Origin of the sequence: Streptomyces collinus, assembly GCF_031348265.1 — a bacterium.
GTDB classification, from domain to species: Bacteria; Actinomycetota; Actinomycetes; order Streptomycetales; family Streptomycetaceae; genus Streptomyces; species Streptomyces collinus.
The window spans coordinates 4101711-4117422 of record NZ_CP133771.1 but is presented as its reverse complement, the minus strand read 5'-3'; the positions used below and the strand labels follow the sequence as shown (position 1 = coordinate 4117422).

General features: G+C 70.3%; 18 protein-coding genes. 9 read left to right on the top strand and 9 right to left on the bottom strand.

The features are described 5' to 3' along the window. The first annotated feature begins 58 nt into the window (after window positions 1–58). Both RFN52_RS18655 and RFN52_RS18650 read left to right on the top strand, forming a co-directional pair. Window positions 59–1294, top strand: a complete 1236-nt coding sequence (locus RFN52_RS18655) for an LmeA family phospholipid-binding protein (RefSeq protein WP_184847764.1) — start codon at window positions 59–61, stop codon at window positions 1292–1294. Between the two features lie 152 nt (window positions 1295–1446). Beyond that, window positions 1447–2484: a glycoside hydrolase family 5 protein gene (locus RFN52_RS18650; protein WP_184847763.1), complete on the top strand. Its 1038-nt coding sequence runs from the start codon at window positions 1447–1449 to the stop codon at window positions 2482–2484. Between the two features lie 67 nt (window positions 2485–2551). On the opposite strand, the gene RFN52_RS18645 is transcribed toward RFN52_RS18650, so the two are convergent. From RFN52_RS18645 to RFN52_RS18635, 3 genes are all read right to left on the bottom strand, one after another. Then, window positions 2552–4615, bottom strand: coding sequence for a pectinesterase family protein (locus tag RFN52_RS18645; protein WP_184847762.1), 2064 nt, complete (start codon window positions 4613–4615; stop codon window positions 2552–2554). Between the two features lie 78 nt (window positions 4616–4693). After that, window positions 4694–5542, bottom strand: a complete 849-nt coding sequence (locus tag RFN52_RS18640; protein ID WP_184847761.1) for a hypothetical protein — start codon at window positions 5540–5542, stop codon at window positions 4694–4696. Window positions 5543–5613: 71 nt separating this feature from the next. Next, window positions 5614–5865 carry a hypothetical protein gene (locus tag RFN52_RS18635; protein WP_229856703.1) on the bottom strand — a complete coding sequence of 84 codons (252 nt, stop codon included), beginning with the start codon at window positions 5863–5865 and terminating at the stop codon, window positions 5614–5616. Window positions 5866–5867: 2 nt separating this feature from the next. Between RFN52_RS18635 and RFN52_RS18630 the strand changes: the two genes are divergently transcribed. Genes RFN52_RS18630 through RFN52_RS18620 form a run of 3 tightly spaced genes read left to right on the top strand, consistent with a single transcriptional unit; the run spans window position 5868 to window position 6752 of the window. Beyond that, window positions 5868–6017 carry a DUF397 domain-containing protein gene (locus RFN52_RS18630; protein ID WP_311240992.1) on the top strand — a complete coding sequence of 50 codons (150 nt, stop codon included), beginning with the start codon at window positions 5868–5870 and terminating at the stop codon, window positions 6015–6017. 52 nt (window positions 6018–6069) lie between these two features. Beyond that, on the top strand, window positions 6070–6357 hold the full coding sequence (locus RFN52_RS18625; RefSeq protein ID WP_184847759.1) for a hypothetical protein: 288 nt from the start codon (window positions 6070–6072) through the stop codon (window positions 6355–6357). Then, the gene (locus RFN52_RS18620) at window positions 6354–6752 is read left to right on the top strand and encodes a PIN domain-containing protein (protein ID WP_184847758.1); all 399 of its coding nucleotides are present in this window, start codon (window positions 6354–6356) and stop codon (window positions 6750–6752) included. The genes RFN52_RS18625 and RFN52_RS18620 overlap by 4 nt, the downstream gene beginning before the upstream one ends. 14 nt (window positions 6753–6766) lie before the next feature. On the opposite strand, the gene RFN52_RS18615 is transcribed toward RFN52_RS18620, so the two are convergent. The 6 genes from RFN52_RS18615 to RFN52_RS18590 form a co-directional block, all read right to left on the bottom strand. Beyond that, window positions 6767–8245, bottom strand: a complete 1479-nt coding sequence (locus tag RFN52_RS18615; protein ID WP_184847757.1) for a HAMP domain-containing sensor histidine kinase — start codon at window positions 8243–8245, stop codon at window positions 6767–6769. Further along, on the bottom strand, window positions 8242–8979 hold the full coding sequence (locus RFN52_RS18610) for a response regulator transcription factor (protein WP_184847756.1): 738 nt from the start codon (window positions 8977–8979) through the stop codon (window positions 8242–8244). Before RFN52_RS18610 ends, RFN52_RS18615 begins: the two co-directional genes overlap by 4 nt. A gap of 87 nt (window positions 8980–9066) precedes the next feature. Then, window positions 9067–9243, bottom strand: a complete 177-nt coding sequence (locus RFN52_RS18605; RefSeq protein ID WP_184847755.1) for a hypothetical protein — start codon at window positions 9241–9243, stop codon at window positions 9067–9069. A gap of 31 nt (window positions 9244–9274) precedes the next feature. Continuing rightward, window positions 9275–10297: a S1C family serine protease gene (locus tag RFN52_RS18600; protein ID WP_184847754.1), complete on the bottom strand. Its 1023-nt coding sequence runs from the start codon at window positions 10295–10297 to the stop codon at window positions 9275–9277. A 150-nt stretch (window positions 10298–10447) separates the two neighbouring features. Then, window positions 10448–11470: a LacI family DNA-binding transcriptional regulator gene (locus RFN52_RS18595; RefSeq protein ID WP_184847753.1), complete on the bottom strand. Its 1023-nt coding sequence runs from the start codon at window positions 11468–11470 to the stop codon at window positions 10448–10450. Between the two features lie 128 nt (window positions 11471–11598). Beyond that, entirely contained in the window at window positions 11599–12387 is a 789-nt protein-coding gene (locus tag RFN52_RS18590; RefSeq protein ID WP_184847752.1) for a response regulator transcription factor, read from the bottom strand. A 172-nt stretch (window positions 12388–12559) separates the two neighbouring features. Between RFN52_RS18590 and RFN52_RS18585 the strand changes: the two genes are divergently transcribed. From RFN52_RS18585 to RFN52_RS18570, 4 genes are all read left to right on the top strand, one after another. After that, window positions 12560–13411 (top strand): alpha/beta hydrolase, encoded by an 852-nt coding sequence (locus tag RFN52_RS18585; protein ID WP_184847751.1) that lies wholly within the window; start codon window positions 12560–12562, stop codon window positions 13409–13411. Window positions 13412–13449: 38 nt separating this feature from the next. Next, window positions 13450–13704: a MoaD/ThiS family protein gene (locus tag RFN52_RS18580; protein WP_010036212.1), complete on the top strand. Its 255-nt coding sequence runs from the start codon at window positions 13450–13452 to the stop codon at window positions 13702–13704. 2 nt (window positions 13705–13706) lie between these two features. Then, the gene (locus tag RFN52_RS18575) at window positions 13707–14795 is read left to right on the top strand and encodes a hypothetical protein (protein ID WP_184847750.1); all 1089 of its coding nucleotides are present in this window, start codon (window positions 13707–13709) and stop codon (window positions 14793–14795) included. A gap of 141 nt (window positions 14796–14936) precedes the next feature. Next, a complete protein-coding gene (locus tag RFN52_RS18570; protein ID WP_184847749.1) occupies window positions 14937–15674 on the top strand; it encodes an LmeA family phospholipid-binding protein in 738 nt (245 codons plus the stop codon). Window positions 15675–15712: the final 38 nt, after the last annotated feature.

Below are 15712 nucleotides of genomic sequence, written 5' to 3'. Positions count from 1 at the left end.
GTCGCATACCGGGGGTTCGAGTTGCGGGACGGGGCGGTGCGCATGGTCGGATGAGACGATGCGCACCCCCCACCGCATGGACACGCATCATCCCGACGACCGCTCCGAGCACCCCCGCAACCCCTATGAGGAACTCGGCGCACTCGACGACGGGCCTCTGGAGGCGACCCCTCTGGAGGACTTCCTCGGCGAGGACGCCGAGCAGCGGCACGTGCCGGAGCCGGAGTGGTCGCCGCCCGACCACCGCCGCGGCGGCCGACGTCGAAAGAATCGTTTCGCCGGACTGCCGCTCGCCGTGAAGGCGGTCGTCGGCCTGGTCGTCCTCGCCTCATTCGCCGCCCTCGGAGACCGCTGGGCCGTGCTGTACGCCGAGCACCGGGCCGCGGACACCCTCAAGGACCGCCTCGACCTGGCCGCCGCGCCCGAGGTGGAGATCGGCGGCTTCCCCTTCCTCACCCAGCTCGCCGACAAGCGGCTGGAGTCGGTGAAGGTGACCGTCCCGGACGTCGCCGCCGACCGGGTCTCGCTGGCGAAGGTGTCGGCCACGGCCCACGACGTGACGCTGAACGCCGACGGCCTGACCTCGGTGCGCGGCGCCGACGTTCCCCGCTTCGACGGGGATGTCATGCTGTCCTTCGAGGACCTCAACCGCGAACTCGGCGCGTCCCAGGTGACGTTCACCGGCGAGGGCCGGGACCGGGTGCGGGCGCGCGGCACCCTGCCGGTCGCCGGGCACAACCTGAAGCTGCGGGCCGAGGCCCGGATCCAGCGGCAGGGGGAGCGGGGCATCGCCACGGAGATCGGCGGCATGCGCCTGGACATCGGGAACCTGGCCACCTACCGCCCCGGCAAGCGTGCCTCGGAAGGCCTGCACCTGACGCCCCAGGCCTCCGCCGACCTGGCCCGGGAGACCCAGAAGGCCAAGGCGCTGCTCTCGGTCCCGGCCATCGTGCAGCGCATGGGCGTGCCCGCGGCGACGGTGAACGAGGCCCTGGCCGACGACGGCAAGCTCGCCGAGCTGACCGGCTCCCCGCGCTTCGCCCGGCAGGCCGAACGCCTGAACCTCATCGACCTCGCGCTGAACAACCCCGAGGTGCTCAAGCGCCTGGGTCTCGACCCCGATCTCCTCGGCGAGCTGTCGGGCCTGACCCGCCCGGTGTTGGCCGACCGGCTGGCCCTGGCGTTCGAACTGCCGAAGCCGGAGCAGGGGGACGTGAAGCTGGAGGACGTACGGGTGGAGGAGGACGGCATCCGGGTGCGGCTGTCGGGCTCGGGGCTCACGGTGGGCAGCTGATCCTCACCGCCTCCCCGGCCTCGGCCCCTCCCAGGGTGAAACTTTGTGTGCTGATGTGTTGACCTCTGTTCGAGTTTCCTTCTAGTTTCGTGCTCCACTGAGCGGTCCGTCTGTGGGCTGCTCACCTTCGCACATGCTCAGAAGGGGATGTCGTGTCTCACAAGACCCATCGCGGAACAGCGTGCGTGGGGGCGCTGCTGGCCTGCGTCACGGCATTCGGTGGAGCGCTCGCCTCCCCCGCCGCCGCCTCTCCCGCCCACCGTCCCGCCACTCCGCCGCCCGTCAGCGACTTCAAGGGCGTCAACTGGGCCGACCCGCGCGACAACTACGCCGACGACGCGGTCGTGCCCTCGGGCCTGTCCACCTCCGACAGCTACGCCACCACCTACGCCAAGTCCAAGGCGATCATCGGCGGGTTCTCCAAGCTCGGCGCCAACACCGTCCGGCTCCCGGTCAACCCGACCTCGGTGAACGGCCCGTTCTGGAAGTCGTACCGGGGCGCGATCGACGCCGCCACCGCCAAGGGCTTCAAGGTCATCCTGGGCTACTGGGAGGCCGACAACGCCAAGGACGGCAAGATCGACGACCAGGCGTCCTGGGACCGGATGTGGGCGCGGATCACCTCCGCCTACGCCGGCAACTCCAAGGTGTACTTCGAGCCGATGAACGAGCCGTTCGGCTACACGGCGCAGGAGTGGACGGACATCGCGGCGAAGTGGGTGAGCACGCACCGCTTCATACCCCGCGACCGCATCCTCATCGGCGGCTACAAGTACAGCGAGGACGTCAAGCCGGTCTGCGCCGACCCGCGCCTGAAGGGCACGCGCCTGGCCCTGCACAACTACGGCTTCTGGCACACCGACTGGACCAGCGTCGACCAGTGGAAGGCCGACTTCAAGAGCCGCATCGGCGACTGCGCCTCCCGCACGATCCTCGACGAGTTCGGCGCCTCGATGACCACCGGCCTGGACTACAACGGCCCGGTGGGCACCTCCAACGAGATCGCCTACATCCAGGCCGCGACCGACACCATCCGGGAGCTGGGCCTCGGCTCGGTCTACTGGCCCGGCCTGCGCAACGGTGACACCTACTCCCTCACCACGCTTCAGGGCCCGGGCACGAACCTCAGCCTGACGGTGAACAACCAGAGCGGCCTGGACCGGCTGCACTACGCCTGGAAGCAGCAGTAAGCATCCGGAAGGTGGTGGCCCTTCCGGGTCCGGCGCCGCTCGTCAGCCGGACCCGGAAGGGAGCCGTTCAGGACGCCGAAGGCGTCCAGCCCGCGAGCCAGTCCCCGACCTCCTGGTTCGCGGCCTGCGCGTCACTCAGGTGAGGGCGGTTGGTGCTCGCCTGGCCCGCACCGGCGCCGTAGTTGCCGTACTCGGCGAACCGGTCGTCCTTCCAGGAGAAGCCGCTCATGTCGGTCCACGGCGTGGACTTGATCGCGGAACTGAGGTTGGTGTTGCGGACGGTGGTCTGCGGATCGAGGGACGCGTCCCCGCCCGCGTGCCAGGGCCGGCCGAGGTGGAAGCTCCCGGCCGAGACGTCGCCGTTCACGGTGGAGTTGGCGATCAGGATGCCCTTGCGGTTCGCAGCGGTGCTCGGTGCGGTGACGTACCCGGCCGAGGTGCCGTTCCAGCGCTTCTTCAGCGTGATGACGGACTTGTCGACGACGGCCGTGGCCCGGCCGAAGATGAAGTCGACGTTGCCGATCACGTAGGAGTTGCTGACGTAGACCCGGCCGAGGCGGTCCTTCGACGCGGTGTCGAGCAGCAGGGTGTCCTGGTCACCGCTGACGATGATCCCGTCGAGGAACACCTTGTCGGCGGCGGTCCGCAGGGCGACGGCCTGGTGCCCGTCGAGGGACTGGTTGGCCTTCTCGTCGAAGTCGTTGGAGATGGTCAGGTTGCGCGCCTGGAAGTCGTCGGCCTCGACCGCGACGGTCGCGCTGCCGCCGGTGCCGTAGGTCCCGCCGCCGGGCTTCGGCGTGCCCGAGGCGTTGTTGTAGACGATCGTCGTGTCCTTGCGGCTGCCGCCGGTGCCCTGGATGGTGACGTGCGGCTTGTTGGAGGGCACCTTCACCAGTTCCCGGTACGTCCCCGGCTTCACCGCGATCACGACGCGCGAGGGGTTGTTCGCCGGTACGGCGTTCACGGCGGCCTGCACGGTGCGGTACTGGCCGCTGCCGTCCTGGGCGACGGTGAGGGTGGTGGCGGCCGCGGCCTTGGTGGAGGCGGCGGTCGTACCGATGGAGGCGCGGGGACCGGCACCGGCCTTGAGGATCGACGGGAGGTCGGCGGCCTTGTCCAGGCTGTACGGGTAGTACGTCTTCGGGTCGAAGGCGCTCCCGCCGCTCTCGTTGCGACCGCTGGTGCCCGAGAAGGAGTTGCCGCGCTGGACGATGGCGGCGCCGCTGTCCTTGATGACGGGGTTCTTGACGCCCTGGAAGAGGGAGTTCTCCAGGACCATCTTCGTGCCGCCGCGCGAGTAGTTGCCGTACGCCGACTTGATGGCGGTGCCCGGGGCGTCCTCCAGGAAGTTGTTGTAGAGGTGCGCGTGGGCGGCGTTGTCGGTGGACGGGTTGCGCTGCTCGGTCTCGCGGAGCCAGTTGTGGTGGATCGTGATGTCGGTCTTGACGTTCTCGGTCCAGCCGATGCCGAAGGTCTTGTTGTTGTCGCTCAGTCTGTTCCAGGAGACGGTGACGTTCGTCGAGTCCTTGCGGACGTCGATGAGCCCGTCGGCCATGTGCCGCAGATCGTTGTGGTCGATCCACACGTGATGGGCGCCGTCCATCTGGATCGCGTCGAAATCATGGTCCTTGTCGTTCCAGATCCCCTGGTACGCGTCCCGGATGGTCAGGTTCCGGATGATCACGTTGTGCACGCCCTGGCCGAGGAAGAACCCGCCGCCGACGATGTGCCCGGCGGTCCCCCGGCCCACGATGGTCTTGTCGGACTGCACCTTGATCTCTTTGCCGACCGGGTTCATGGCGATGGTCCCGGCGACGACGATGACGTACGGCTGGGTCGCGGTGGCGTACTTCTCCAGCTCGGCCTGCGTCGTCACGGTGACGACCTGACCGCCGCGCCCCCCGTACGTCCCGTTCTGCCCGAGGGAGTTGACGGAGGCGAACCCGTCGGCGGTGTCGGCCGCCCAGGCGGGGGCGGCGGCGGAGGCCTGCCGGCCACTGCCGCCCAGGAGGCCGAGGTCGGTGCCGTAGGTGAAGGTACCGGCGGCGGTCAGGGCCAGGGGGACCCCGACCGCCAGGGCGGTGCGGCTTCTGCGACGGCGGTGCTGGGCCTTGCTACGCGGCTCACTCATACGGCGATCCGTTCCGTGTGGGGGAATGACCGCTGATCAGTCGCCGCCCCACACGGAAAGGTTGCCGGTGTACGCGTCCTATCCGGTGCAGGACCCGGGGTCGAGCTTCTCCTCGATCTTGTCCTCGCGTCCGTCGGGCTGACCGCTCGGGAGAAGCTTGTCGGAGATGCCGTCGATGTAGTACCCGTGCGAGTAGATGGTCTGGTAGCCCCGGTCACGCCAGCTGTGCACGGTCCGGTCGCCGTCGCCCTTGTTCCACTCGTAGTCCTCGACGTGGAAGACCGGGTTCACGCGCACCACGCGCTGGTACGGCGTCCAGGTCACGGCGACCTGCCGGCACGGCGGAACGGTCTTCTCGCTCCGGGTCTCGAACCTGGACTCCTTCTCCCAGCCCCACTCGTAGCCGGCGCTGCCGCCCACGGTTCCGCTGAAGATGCTCTTGGCCAGGGAGAGGCTGATGCTGCCGCCGACGCTCTTCTTCGCGAACGTCTTGGTGCTGTAGCTGCTGACGAAGGTCTCCTTGTCGTCGGCGGACCCCTTGTTCCCGATCCAGCGGGACGTGCGGACGGTGTCGCCCTTGATCGACCAGGTCGAGGCCTCGGCGTATCCGCACCAGCCGCGGAACAGCTCCCACGGCCCGGCCGGCTTCCACAGCCCGAAGACGTCCCGCAGGTACTCGTCCCGGGTCTTGAACTCACCGGTGTCGACGTTCAGGGCGCCGTACACGCCCGTGAGGCTCGTCTCCTGGCCGCAGAGCCGCTCGATCATCCGGTCGGTGTCCCCGGGGTCGACACCCCGGATGTTCGTCGCCCCGGCGGGCCCGGCCGAGGCGGTCCCCGCGCCGGCCAGCAGACCGGTCACGGCGAGGGCGGTGGAGGCGGCAACTACGCCGATTTTCCTGACAGTTGACGTGCGAATGAGACGCATGTGGGGGGCTCACTCCTGCTTGTCGTTCTGTGACGGCGATGAAGATGTCAGAACAGCGGCGGGAGTTTGCGCTACTGATGGGTATGACAGGACATCGACAGGTGCGCGGGGTGTATGTCCTGCCTTATCGGGTGCCGTCGCCGCGACTGACAGCGATACTTGTCGTCGTGCAGTACGGCTCTGGCACCGGCGAGCACGGTTTCGGCGGACGCGAGCTGAGCGGCCTCGACGTCGTCGGCGAGCCGCGAGAGCAGGCTGCCGGGGTCGTCGGTGGACAGGTAACAGGCCTTGCCGTCGGTGCCGGTCCAGGGGAGCAGGCGCATACGTGGACCTCCGGGGTGCGGAGGTAGGGCCGGACGAGGGGGTCCGCGACAGCAAGCTCCCCCACGGCCCGATACTCGTGTTCGGCGCTAGCCCCTGGGTGGCCTTCCTCGCAGACGTCAAGGGTGGGAGGTCTGTCCACCCCGACCAGTGAAAACGGGCGCAGACGGCCTGCCCTGGGGTTGTGGTGGAGCTATGGTGGGGCTATGGCGGAACATACGACCATCCAAGTATCCCGGCAAACCCGCGATCATCTTGCGCAGGTCGCCAAAGAGCAGGGTGTGACTTTGGGGCAGCTCGTCGAGCAATTGGCTGCGAAGCAGCTGACCGCAGACCAGATCGCGGAACGCGTCGCTGCCGCACGAAAGGTTCTGCGTGAGCGGATGGGCTGCACATTGACCGACGAGGAGTTCGACCAAGGGCCGAACGTCCTGGCAAATGTGTACGCGATGGCCGCCGAGAAGATGCATACCCTGCGAGGCAACCCAGCGTGATCATTCTCGACACCAGTGCGGTGGTCGCACTCGCACAAGGGCGCGAAGCTCTCCACCGCCTCGTCGACAACGTCGCTCACACGCCTGGGGACTGGCTGCACATCCCTGCGCTGTGTCTGATGCAGGCGGAGTCGATGGAGAAGGGGACTGCCGGCGATGTGATCGCGCTTCCGGGAGTCATGGTCGACCCGCTCCATCAGACAGCGGCGGCAACAGTGGGTTCCATGATCCGTGAGGGCTGGGGCGGGGCTGACATCTGCCACACCCTCTACGTTGCTACACCGCACATCGAGACCGGCGGGATGTCGATCATCCTGACCGGACGAGAGGGCGACTACCCCCCTGGCATCCTGACCGTGGACATCGACTCGCCAGGCATGCTCGGATCCCTGTGAGCCCGGCCCTGACCTCAGGCTGAGGGCAGGTCCTCCGGCGGTGGCACCGCCGCCCCCGGCAGCCGTACCGTCGCCACCGTGCCGCCCCCGTCCGCCCGGGACAGCGACACCTCGCCCCCCGCCTGCTGAACCGTCCGGGCCACGATCGACAGGCCCAGGCCCGAGCCCGGCAGGGCCCGCGCACCGGGGGAGCGCCAGAAGCGGTCGAAGACGTAGGGGAGTTCGTCGGCGGGGATGCCCGGGCCGTGGTCGCGGACCGTGAGGACGCCCTCGGTCAGGCGGACCTCGATCAGGCCGCCCTCCGGGCTGAACTTCACCGCGTTGTCCAGGATGTTGACCACCGCCCGTTCCAGGGCGGAGGGTTCCGCGCGGACGAACCAGGGCTCGACGTCCGCCGTGATCGTCAGTTCCGGTCCGCGCAGCCGCGCTCGCCGCAGCGCCGACTCGACCGTGTCCTGCCAGGCCACGATCTGTGTCCGCTCCGAGTGCTGGCCGGGGTCCGGGCGGGACAGTTCCTGAAGGTCGCCGATGAGCGTGGCGAGTTCCGTCATCTGCGCCTTCACCGACGCGAGCAGTGCCTTGCGGTCCGCCTCGGGGATGGGGCGGCCCGTCTCCTCGCTGCGGGTGAGGAGTTCGATGTTGGTGCGGAGAGAGGTGAGCGGTGTGCGCAGTTCGTGGCCGGCGTCCGCGATCAGTTGCTGCTGGAGGTCACGGGAGCTGGCCAGGGCCGAGGTCATGGAGTTGAAGGAGTGGGACAGGCGGGCGATCTCGTCCTCGCTGTCGTCCTCCACGGGGATACGGACGTTCAGATCCTCCGTGCGGGCCACGTGCTCGACGGCCTCGGTCAGTTTGTCGACGGGCCGCAGCCCGGCCCGGGCAACAGCCAGGCCGGCGGCTCCTGCGCCGAGCACTCCCACGCCGGAGACCAGCAGGAGGATCAGCGCCAGTTCGTTGAGCGTGGACTGCGTTCCCTTGAGCGGCAGGGCGATGACGAGGGAGTAGTCGGCGGCGACGCCCAAGGGCAGGCGCCCGTCCTTGATGACGACCGCCGTCGTCAGGACGCGCAGCTTGTTGCCGTCGTTGTCGGTGCCGTCACGGATGTGGCCCTGGTTCGGGTCGGGGTCCTTGGCCACGGCCTTGTCGTCGCCGCTGACCTGCACCTGTGCCGTGGAACTCGGGAAGAGGCACACCTTGCCGTCGACCCGGACCAACTGCCCGTAGCTCTTGGGCCGCGATCCCATGCCCAGCTCGTCGGAAGGCGTCTGACGGCAGTCGTTCGTGAGGTCCTGGAAGTCGTCCGGACGCAGCGGCCCCACCGAGGACCTCAGGTCGTTGTCGATCTCGTCGTACAACTTCCCCTGCACGATGAACCAGCACGTCACCGACACCGCCGCCACCGCGAACGCCACCGCCGCGGCCACCAGCAGGGCCAGTCGGGAGCGGATCGGCAGGGAGCGGAAACGCCGTACGACCCGGTGCGTCCGGGAACTCACTCCGCGCCGCCCTGCCGCAGCACGTAACCGACACCCCGCACCGTGTGGACGAGGCGCGGCTCGCCGCCCCCCTCGGTCTTGCGGCGCAGGTACATCACGTACACGTCGAGGGAGTTCGACGACGGCTCGAAGTCGAAGCCCCAGACGGCCTTGAGGATCTGCTCCCGGGTGAGGACCTGGCGCGGGTGCGCCATGAACATCTCCAGGAGTGTGAACTCGGTCCGGGTCAGCTCCACCTGGCGCCCGCCCCGGGTGACCTCCCGCGTCGAGAGGTCCATGCGCAGGTCGGCGAAGGTGAGCGCGTCCTCGTCGGCCGCGGCGGTCGCGCCCACGGCCGCCGCGTAGGTGCTGCGGCGCAGCAGCGCGCGGATGCGGGCGAAGAGTTCGTCGAGTTCGAACGGCTTGACCAGGTAGTCGTCGGCGCCCGCGTCGAGGCCGGTGACCCGGTCGCCGACCGTGTCGCGGGCCGTGAGCATCAGGATCGGTGTGGTGTCGCCGGTGGCGCGGATGCGGCGCGCCGCCGTCAGACCGTCCATGCGCGGCATCTGGATGTCGAGGACGACCAGGTCGGGCCGGTAGGCCGCCGCCTTCTCCAGGGCGTCCGCGCCGTCGACGGCGACCTCGGTGCCGTACCCCTCGAACGCGAGGCTGCGCTGAAGGGCTTCGCGTACGGCCGGCTCGTCGTCGACGATCAGGATGCGCTGCGGGTCACGGTCGCCGTCTGCGGGGCTCATGGGTCGGAGGTCCTCGGGTGTGAAGGGGGACGGGGGTGCTCTGACGGTCTCAGCGTCGCACGGGGGCGGGCGGTGCCGGGAGGAGCGTCAGCCCCGTACCGCGCGGCGTCGGGCCGTCGCGGTCCGGCCGCCGCGCCGGGGTGCCTTGCCCGGCACCTCCGGTGCCCGGCCGGCGGGCGCGTGCAGGGCGTACGCCACCGCCAGGGCCAGACCCACGTCCGCGGGGTCCGCGCCCGGCTCCGTGTGCACCGTCTGCTGGATCATCGCCGTACTCCTCACTGTCAGGTGCTCGGACTCAGTCGGTCGAACCCGCCCGCAGCTTCGCCAGGTCGGCCTTGACGGTGTTGATCGGGATGGCGAAGCCCAGGCCGACGCTGCCCGCGTCGGAGGACGAGGAGGCCTGGCCGGCCGGCGAGTACATCGCGGAGTTGATCCCGATGATGTTGCCGTTCATGTCGATCAGCGCGCCGCCGGAGTTGCCCGGGTTGAGGGACGCGTCGGTCTGGAGCGCCTTGTACGTGGTCGTGTCGGACCCGGTGTCGCCGTTGAACTGGCGCCCGCCGAACTCGAACGGCCACTGGTCGCCGTCCTGCTCCTGGCCCTGCCCCCACTGCTGCTGGCCCTGGTCCTGGCCCTCCTCGGTCGGGACGGTGACGTCACGGTCGAGGGCCGAGATGATGCCGCTGGTGACGGTGCCGGACAGCCCCTCGGGGGAGCCGATCGCCACGACCTGGTCGCCGACCTGGATCCCGGCCGAGTCGCCGAGCGTGGCCGTCTTCAGGCCGGAGGCGTTCTCCAGCTTGATCAGCGCCAGGTCCTTCTTGCTGTCGGTGCCGACGACCTTCGCGGTGTACGACTTGCCGTCGCTGGTGGTCGCCTTGATCTGCGAGGCGCCGGCGACGACGTGGTTGTTGGTGACGATCTCGCCGCTGCTCGTGATGATCACGCCGGAGCCGGTGGAGGACCCGGCGTTGGAGTCGGCGCTGATCTCGACGATGCTCGGGCTGACCGCCTTCGCGACCCCGGCGACCGTGCCCTTCTGGCTGGAGGGCACCACGGTGGTGCTGGTGGAGCTGGAGGCGACGGTGTCGTTGCCGGTCAGTTCCTGGATGCCGTAGGCGGTGCCGCCGCCTATCGCCGCCGCGACGATCGCCACGGCGGCGATCAGGGCGAACGGGCCACGGCCGCGCTTCTTCGAATGCGGAGCATGTGCCGGGGCGTACGCCGGCGGGGGCGGCCACTCGGGGTTCACCGGGGCCTGCTGCTGACCCTCGTAAGGGTTCTCGTACTCGCCACTGCGGTGGAAGCTCTCGGTCATGGAACCGAGCTTGTCGCCCGACCATGAGAGCTTCCTGAGTGCTTGCTGAGAAGCCCGACAGAACCTCGTATGCCCGATATAAAGAGGCTCCCCGCCCCGTCGCCGGAGGCCATGTCCCGCCGCCGGAGGGCTACGTCCGGCCGCCGGAGGCTACGCGCAACCGCAGGAGTGCCGGGTCACCAGCCGCGACGGGAACACCTTCAGCCGCTCCCGCCGGGCCCCCGCGACCCGCAGCCCGTCGTCGAGGACGAGGTCGACGGCCGCCCGGGCCATCGCCGGACGGTCGGAGGCGACCGTCGTCAGGGGCGGGTCGGTGAGCGCCGCCTCCTTGATGTCGTCGAAGCCGGCCACCGCCAGCTCGCCCGGGACGTCGATGCGCAGCTCGCGGGCCGCCCGCAGCAGGCCGATCGCCTGGTCGTCGGTGGAGCAGAAGATCGCCGGCGGGCGCTCGGGGCCGGACAGGATCGTCAGGGCGGTCTGGTAGGCGTCGTAGCGGTTGTAGAGGGCCTCGAAGAGGCGGCCCTCGGTGGAGATCCCGGCCGCGTCCATCGCGCGGCGCCAGCCCTCGACGTGGTCGGAGACCGGGTCGCCGACAGCGGGCGTCTCGGCTATGCCGCCCATACAGGCGACGTACTCGTAGCCGTGCTCCAGCAGGTGGCGGACGGCGAGCTCGGCGCCGCCCAGGTCGTCCGTGGCGACGGCGACGTCGTCGATGGCCTCGGGGCGTTCGTGCAGCAGCACCACCCGGGCGTCCCAGGCCTCGATCTCGGCGGCGGCCAGGTCGTTGAGCGCGTGGCTGACGAGGATCAGGCCGGAGACCCGCATGCCCAGGAAGGCGCGCAGGTAGTGGACCTCGCGCTCGGCCACGTAGTCCGTGTTGCCGACGAGCACCATCTTCCCGCGCTCGGAGGCGGCCTGCTCGACCGCGTGCGCCATCTCCCCGAAGAAGGGCTGGCGGGCGTCCGGGATGATCAGGCCTATGAGGTCCGTGCGCCGGGACGCCATCGCCTGGGCCACCCGGTCGGGCCGGTACCCCAGTTCCTTGATCGCGGCGAGGACACGCTCGCGCGTGGCCGGGGCGACCGGCCGGGGTCCGTTGTTGATGACATAGCTGACCACGGCAGTGGAAGTCCCTGCCAGCCGCGCCACATCATCCCGAGTCACCTTGGCCACGCGCGGAGTCTACGCGGATATACCGGCTCCGGGCAGGGCGTAAAGGAGGTTCTGTACGATATCCCGACCGCCGTCCGGGGCGCCCCTGTGCGGGAAGTGATGCCCAGGTCGGCGCCCCGGTACGCCTCTCACGTCTTGGCGCGGGCCTCAGTGGCGCCCAGAGCGGGTGACTCGTCCACCTTGTTCGCCTTTGCCTTGTCCGCCTTGGCCTTCGCCTCCTCGGCGGCGCGCTCCATCTTCTCCGGCTTCTCCGGCGTAACAAATCGATAACCGACGTTCCGGACGGTGCCGATCAGCGACTCGTGCTCGGGGCCGAGCTTGGCGCGCAGCCGCCGTACGTGCACGTCGACCGTGCGCGTACCGCCGAAGTAGTCGTAGCCCCAGACCTCCTGAAGCAGCTGGGCGCGGGTGAAGACGCGGCCGGGGTGCTGCGCGAGGTACTTCAGGAGCTCGAACTCCTTGAAGGTGAGGTCGAGGACGCGGCCCTTGAGCTTGGCGGAGTACGTCGCCTCGTCGACCGACAGGTCGCCGTTGCGGATCTCCATCGGGGAGTCGTCGCTGACGATCTGCTGCCGTCCCATGGCCAGCCGCAGCCGCGCCTCGACCTCCGCCGGGCCGGCGGTGTCGAGCAGGACGTCGTCGATGCCCCAGTCCGCGGTCACGGCGGCGAGACCGCCCTCGGTGACGACGAGGACGAGCGGGCAGCCCGGCCCGGTGGAGCGCAGCAGCTGGCAGAGGCTGCGGACCTGCGGCAGATCACGCCGGCCGTCGACGAGGATGACGTCGGCGCCGGGGGTGTCGACGAGGGCCGGGCCCTCCGCGGGGGCCACACGCACGTTGTGCAGGAGCAGGCCGAGGGCGGGGAGCACCTCCGTCGACGGCTGGAGGGCGTTGGTCAGGAGCAGCAGAGAACTCATACGTCTGGTTCCTCCTCGGTCCCTGCGAGGACGTTTGTTGGCACAGCACCGCTCTGCGATCCCGAAGGCTCCGTACACCTGCGGTTTCCCGCGTCGTATACAACGCTTCCGAAAGCACAAAAGGACCCGGGGGCTTCGCTGCCCGAGTCCTCTGCCCAGCAGAATAGCCCACATGAGCTCTGGTCGGGCAGGTGATGTGGCGCGTTCCACCGATCGTCCGCATTCCGAGACGGAAGGGGGAAAGCCTGTGCGGATGTCGTCGCGGGCGTTTCTGCGCACGTCCGACGGTGTTGCGATCGACGCCGTGTACGAGCCGGGAGCGGCTGTGTACGACACCTCAGGGACGCCTTCCGCTCATCCCGTGTTCGTCGTCGCCCACGGGTTCACCGGCGCGGTGGACCGCCCGCACGTGCGTCGGATCGCGGCGGCGTTCGCCCGCTACGGGGGCGTGGTCACCTTCTCCTTCCGCGGGCACGGGAAGTCCGGCGGGCACTCCACGGTCGGCGACCGGGAGGTGCTCGACCTGACGGCGGCGGTGGCCTGGGCGCGGAGCCACGGGCACGCGCGGGTGGTGAGCGTGGGCTTCTCCATGGGCGGCTCGGTGGTGCTCCGGCACGCGGCGCTGCACCCGCGGCAGACCGACGCGGTGGTGTCGGTCAGCTCACCGGCCCGCTGGTACTACCGGGGCACCGCGCCGATGCGGCGGCTGCACTGGCTGGTGACCCGGCCCGAGGGGCGGGTCGTGGGCCGGTACGGATTCCGTACGCGCATCCACCGCCGGGACTGGAACCCGGTGCCCCTCTCCCCGGTGGAGGCGGTGCGGAGGATCGCCCCCACCCCCCTCCTGATCGTGCACGGCGACGCCGACGGCTACTTCCCCGTCGACCATCCGCGGATGCTGGCCGCGGCCGCCGGTGACCAGGGCGAACTGTGGCTGGAGCCGGGCATGGGGCATGCCGAGCACGCGGCGGGCGACGCGTTGCTGGCCCGGATCGGGGAGTGGGGCGCCGGCCGGGCGGGCTAGCCTGACGGGGTTGACCGCCGAATTCATTGAGGAAGCAGATGCCAAAGGTCACGGTGCGCTACTGGGCCGCCGCCAAGGCCGCGGCCGGGGTGGCCGAGGAGCCGTACGAGGCGGCCACGCTCGCCGAGGCGCTCGACGGGGTGCGTGAGCGGCACCCCGGCGAGCTGGAGCGCGTCCTGCGCCGGTGCTCGTTCCTCGTGGACGGCGACCCCGTGGGCACCCGCGGACATGAGACGGTACGGCTGGCCGACGGCGGCACGGTCGAGGTGCTCCCGCCGTTCGCAGGAGGATGACGATGAACGACCAGCCGAACCGGCCCCACCAGCCGTACGACCCCTACGGACAACAGCCGCAGGCGCCGCAGGCGTGGCCCGGGCAGGGGTACCAGGGGCATCAGGGGCATCAGGGGCATCAGGGGTACGAGGACCCGCAGGCCGCTCAGCAGTACACGCAGCAGTGGCAGGGACAGACCTGGGAGACGCAGAACCACCAGGCGGTGCCGCCCGCGCAGGCGCCGGATCCGGAGACGGCGATCCTGACCCCCCAGTCGCCGCCGCAGCGGCCCGCGGGACCGGCCGGAGCCGACGCCTCCGCTGCCGGCTACGGCCCCGCCACCGTCGGCGGGAACACCCGCGTCACCGACGCGCAGCGGGCCCGGGCGGAGGGGCGGTCCCCGGTCATCGAGCCCGGCATGCAGCCGGCCGCGCTGACGGCGCTGCTCGGGCTGCTGCTGGCCGGTGCGGCGGCGGTCGGGACGTACGCGCTGCTCGTGCCGCTGGTGGTCCTCCAGGCCGTCACCGCGGCGGGCTGGTTCCGGCTGAACGGCATGTGGCCGGCCCGGCAGGGCATCGCGCTGGGCTTCGCGGGCGCGCTGGCCGCGGACGCGGCGCTGCTGGCCTCGGGCCGCTCCCCGGCGGCCATCCTCGGCACGCTCGGGGTGTGGGTGCTGCTCGCGCTGGTCCTGCAGCTGCGGTCGCACGCCGACCCCGACGAGCGGATGTACGGCCTGATGGCGACGGTCGCGGCCTCGGCGCTGGCGATCGTGGCCGGCGGGTACCTCGCGGCCGCCGCGGACGCGGTGACGGTGGGCGCGGTGGCCGTGGCGGTCGCGGTCCCGGCCCGCGCGCTGCCGCTGCCGACCCCGGCTTCGGTGGTGGTGTCCCTCCTCGCCGCGGCGGGCGCGGGCATCGCGGCCGGGCAGGTCACGGACCTCGGCACCTCCGGTGCCCTCCTCGGTGCGGGCGCCGCCGCCTGCGCCCTGATCGGCCACCGGGTCGCGAGCTACGACTACCCGTCCCGCTTCGTCCACTTCACGGCGGGCGTGGCCCTGCCGCTGGCCGCTGCCGCCCCGGCGGTGTACGTCCTGGGAAGGGCGCTGGCGTAGCGCCTGCGCAGTGCCCCCGCCCTGTCACAGATGATCAACAATCCTCCGGTTCCTCTTCCCCGGAGGGTTACTCTCGCGCCAGGGACGGCCACCCGGTCGTCAGGGACCGCCGTCTAACCGACTGGGTGGGGGACACACCGCATGCGCGCACTGCGAATACTGCTGATCTTCGTCGTGATCCTTGGCGGGCTCTTCGTGATCGCCGACCGCGTCGCGGTCAACTTCGCCGAGGACGAGGCCGCCGACCGGCTGAAGACGACCGAGAACCTGTCGGCGACCCCCGACGTGTCGATCAAGGGCTTCCCGTTCCTCACCCAGGTCGCCGGCGGCTCCCTGGACGACATCGAGGTCGGCATCAAGGACTACGAGGCCACCGCGGGCAACGGCGGCCAGAAGATCCGCATCGACGACCTCCAGGCCGACATGAAGGGCGTCGAGTTCTCCGGCGACTACAGCTCCGCCACCGCCTCCACCGCCACCGGCACCGCGACCATCGCCTACGACGAGCTGCTGAAGACGGCGAAGTCGGAGCCCACCCAGGTCGCCCCGGGCGTCACCGCCAACGTCGTCGGCCTCTCCGACGGCGGCAACGGCAAGATCAAGGTCACCGTCGAGGCCACGGTCCTCGGCACCAAGCTCCCGGAGCCGGTCTCCGTGCTCAGCTCGGTGAAGGTGGACAACGGCACGGTCCGCGTGCACGCCGACGGCCTGCCCAAGTTCGGTGGTGTCGACATCGCCGAGGACCGCGTCCGGGCGATCACCGACTTCCAGCAGAAGATCGACGGCCTGCCCGGCGGGATCAAGCTGGACACCGTCCAGGCCGCCCCGGACGGCGTCGAGATCACGGTGAAGGGTTCCGACGTCCGGCTGGCCGGGTAGGGCGGGCGCGAGGCGCCGGACCAGCGGTGTCCGGTGGG

What these genes read in the sequence shown, in the direction of transcription:
- RFN52_RS18655 (WP_184847764.1), top strand. Translation starts at nt 59, where the DNA reads ATGCGCACCCCCCACCGCATGGACACGCATCATCCCGACGACCGCTCC.
- RFN52_RS18645 (WP_184847762.1), bottom strand. Translation starts at nt 4,615, where the DNA reads ATGAGTGAGCCGCGTAGCAAGGCCCAGCACCGCCGTCGCAGAAGCCGC.
- RFN52_RS18640 (WP_184847761.1), bottom strand. Translation starts at nt 5,542, where the DNA reads ATGCGTCTCATTCGCACGTCAACTGTCAGGAAAATCGGCGTAGTTGCC.
- RFN52_RS18635 (WP_229856703.1), bottom strand. Translation starts at nt 5,865, where the DNA reads ATGCGCCTGCTCCCCTGGACCGGCACCGACGGCAAGGCCTGTTACCTG.
- RFN52_RS18625 (WP_184847759.1), top strand. Translation starts at nt 6,070, where the DNA reads ATGGCGGAACATACGACCATCCAAGTATCCCGGCAAACCCGCGATCAT.
- RFN52_RS18610 (WP_184847756.1), bottom strand. Translation starts at nt 8,979, where the DNA reads ATGAGCCCCGCAGACGGCGACCGTGACCCGCAGCGCATCCTGATCGTC.
- RFN52_RS18605 (WP_184847755.1), bottom strand. Translation starts at nt 9,243, where the DNA reads ATGATCCAGCAGACGGTGCACACGGAGCCGGGCGCGGACCCCGCGGAC.
- RFN52_RS18600 (WP_184847754.1), bottom strand. Translation starts at nt 10,297, where the DNA reads ATGACCGAGAGCTTCCACCGCAGTGGCGAGTACGAGAACCCTTACGAG.
- RFN52_RS18590 (WP_184847752.1), bottom strand. Translation starts at nt 12,387, where the DNA reads ATGAGTTCTCTGCTGCTCCTGACCAACGCCCTCCAGCCGTCGACGGAG.
- RFN52_RS18585 (WP_184847751.1), top strand. Translation starts at nt 12,560, where the DNA reads ATGAGCTCTGGTCGGGCAGGTGATGTGGCGCGTTCCACCGATCGTCCG.
- RFN52_RS18580 (WP_010036212.1), top strand. Translation starts at nt 13,450, where the DNA reads ATGCCAAAGGTCACGGTGCGCTACTGGGCCGCCGCCAAGGCCGCGGCC.
- RFN52_RS18575 (WP_184847750.1), top strand. Translation starts at nt 13,707, where the DNA reads ATGAACGACCAGCCGAACCGGCCCCACCAGCCGTACGACCCCTACGGA.
- RFN52_RS18570 (WP_184847749.1), top strand. Translation starts at nt 14,937, where the DNA reads ATGCGCGCACTGCGAATACTGCTGATCTTCGTCGTGATCCTTGGCGGG.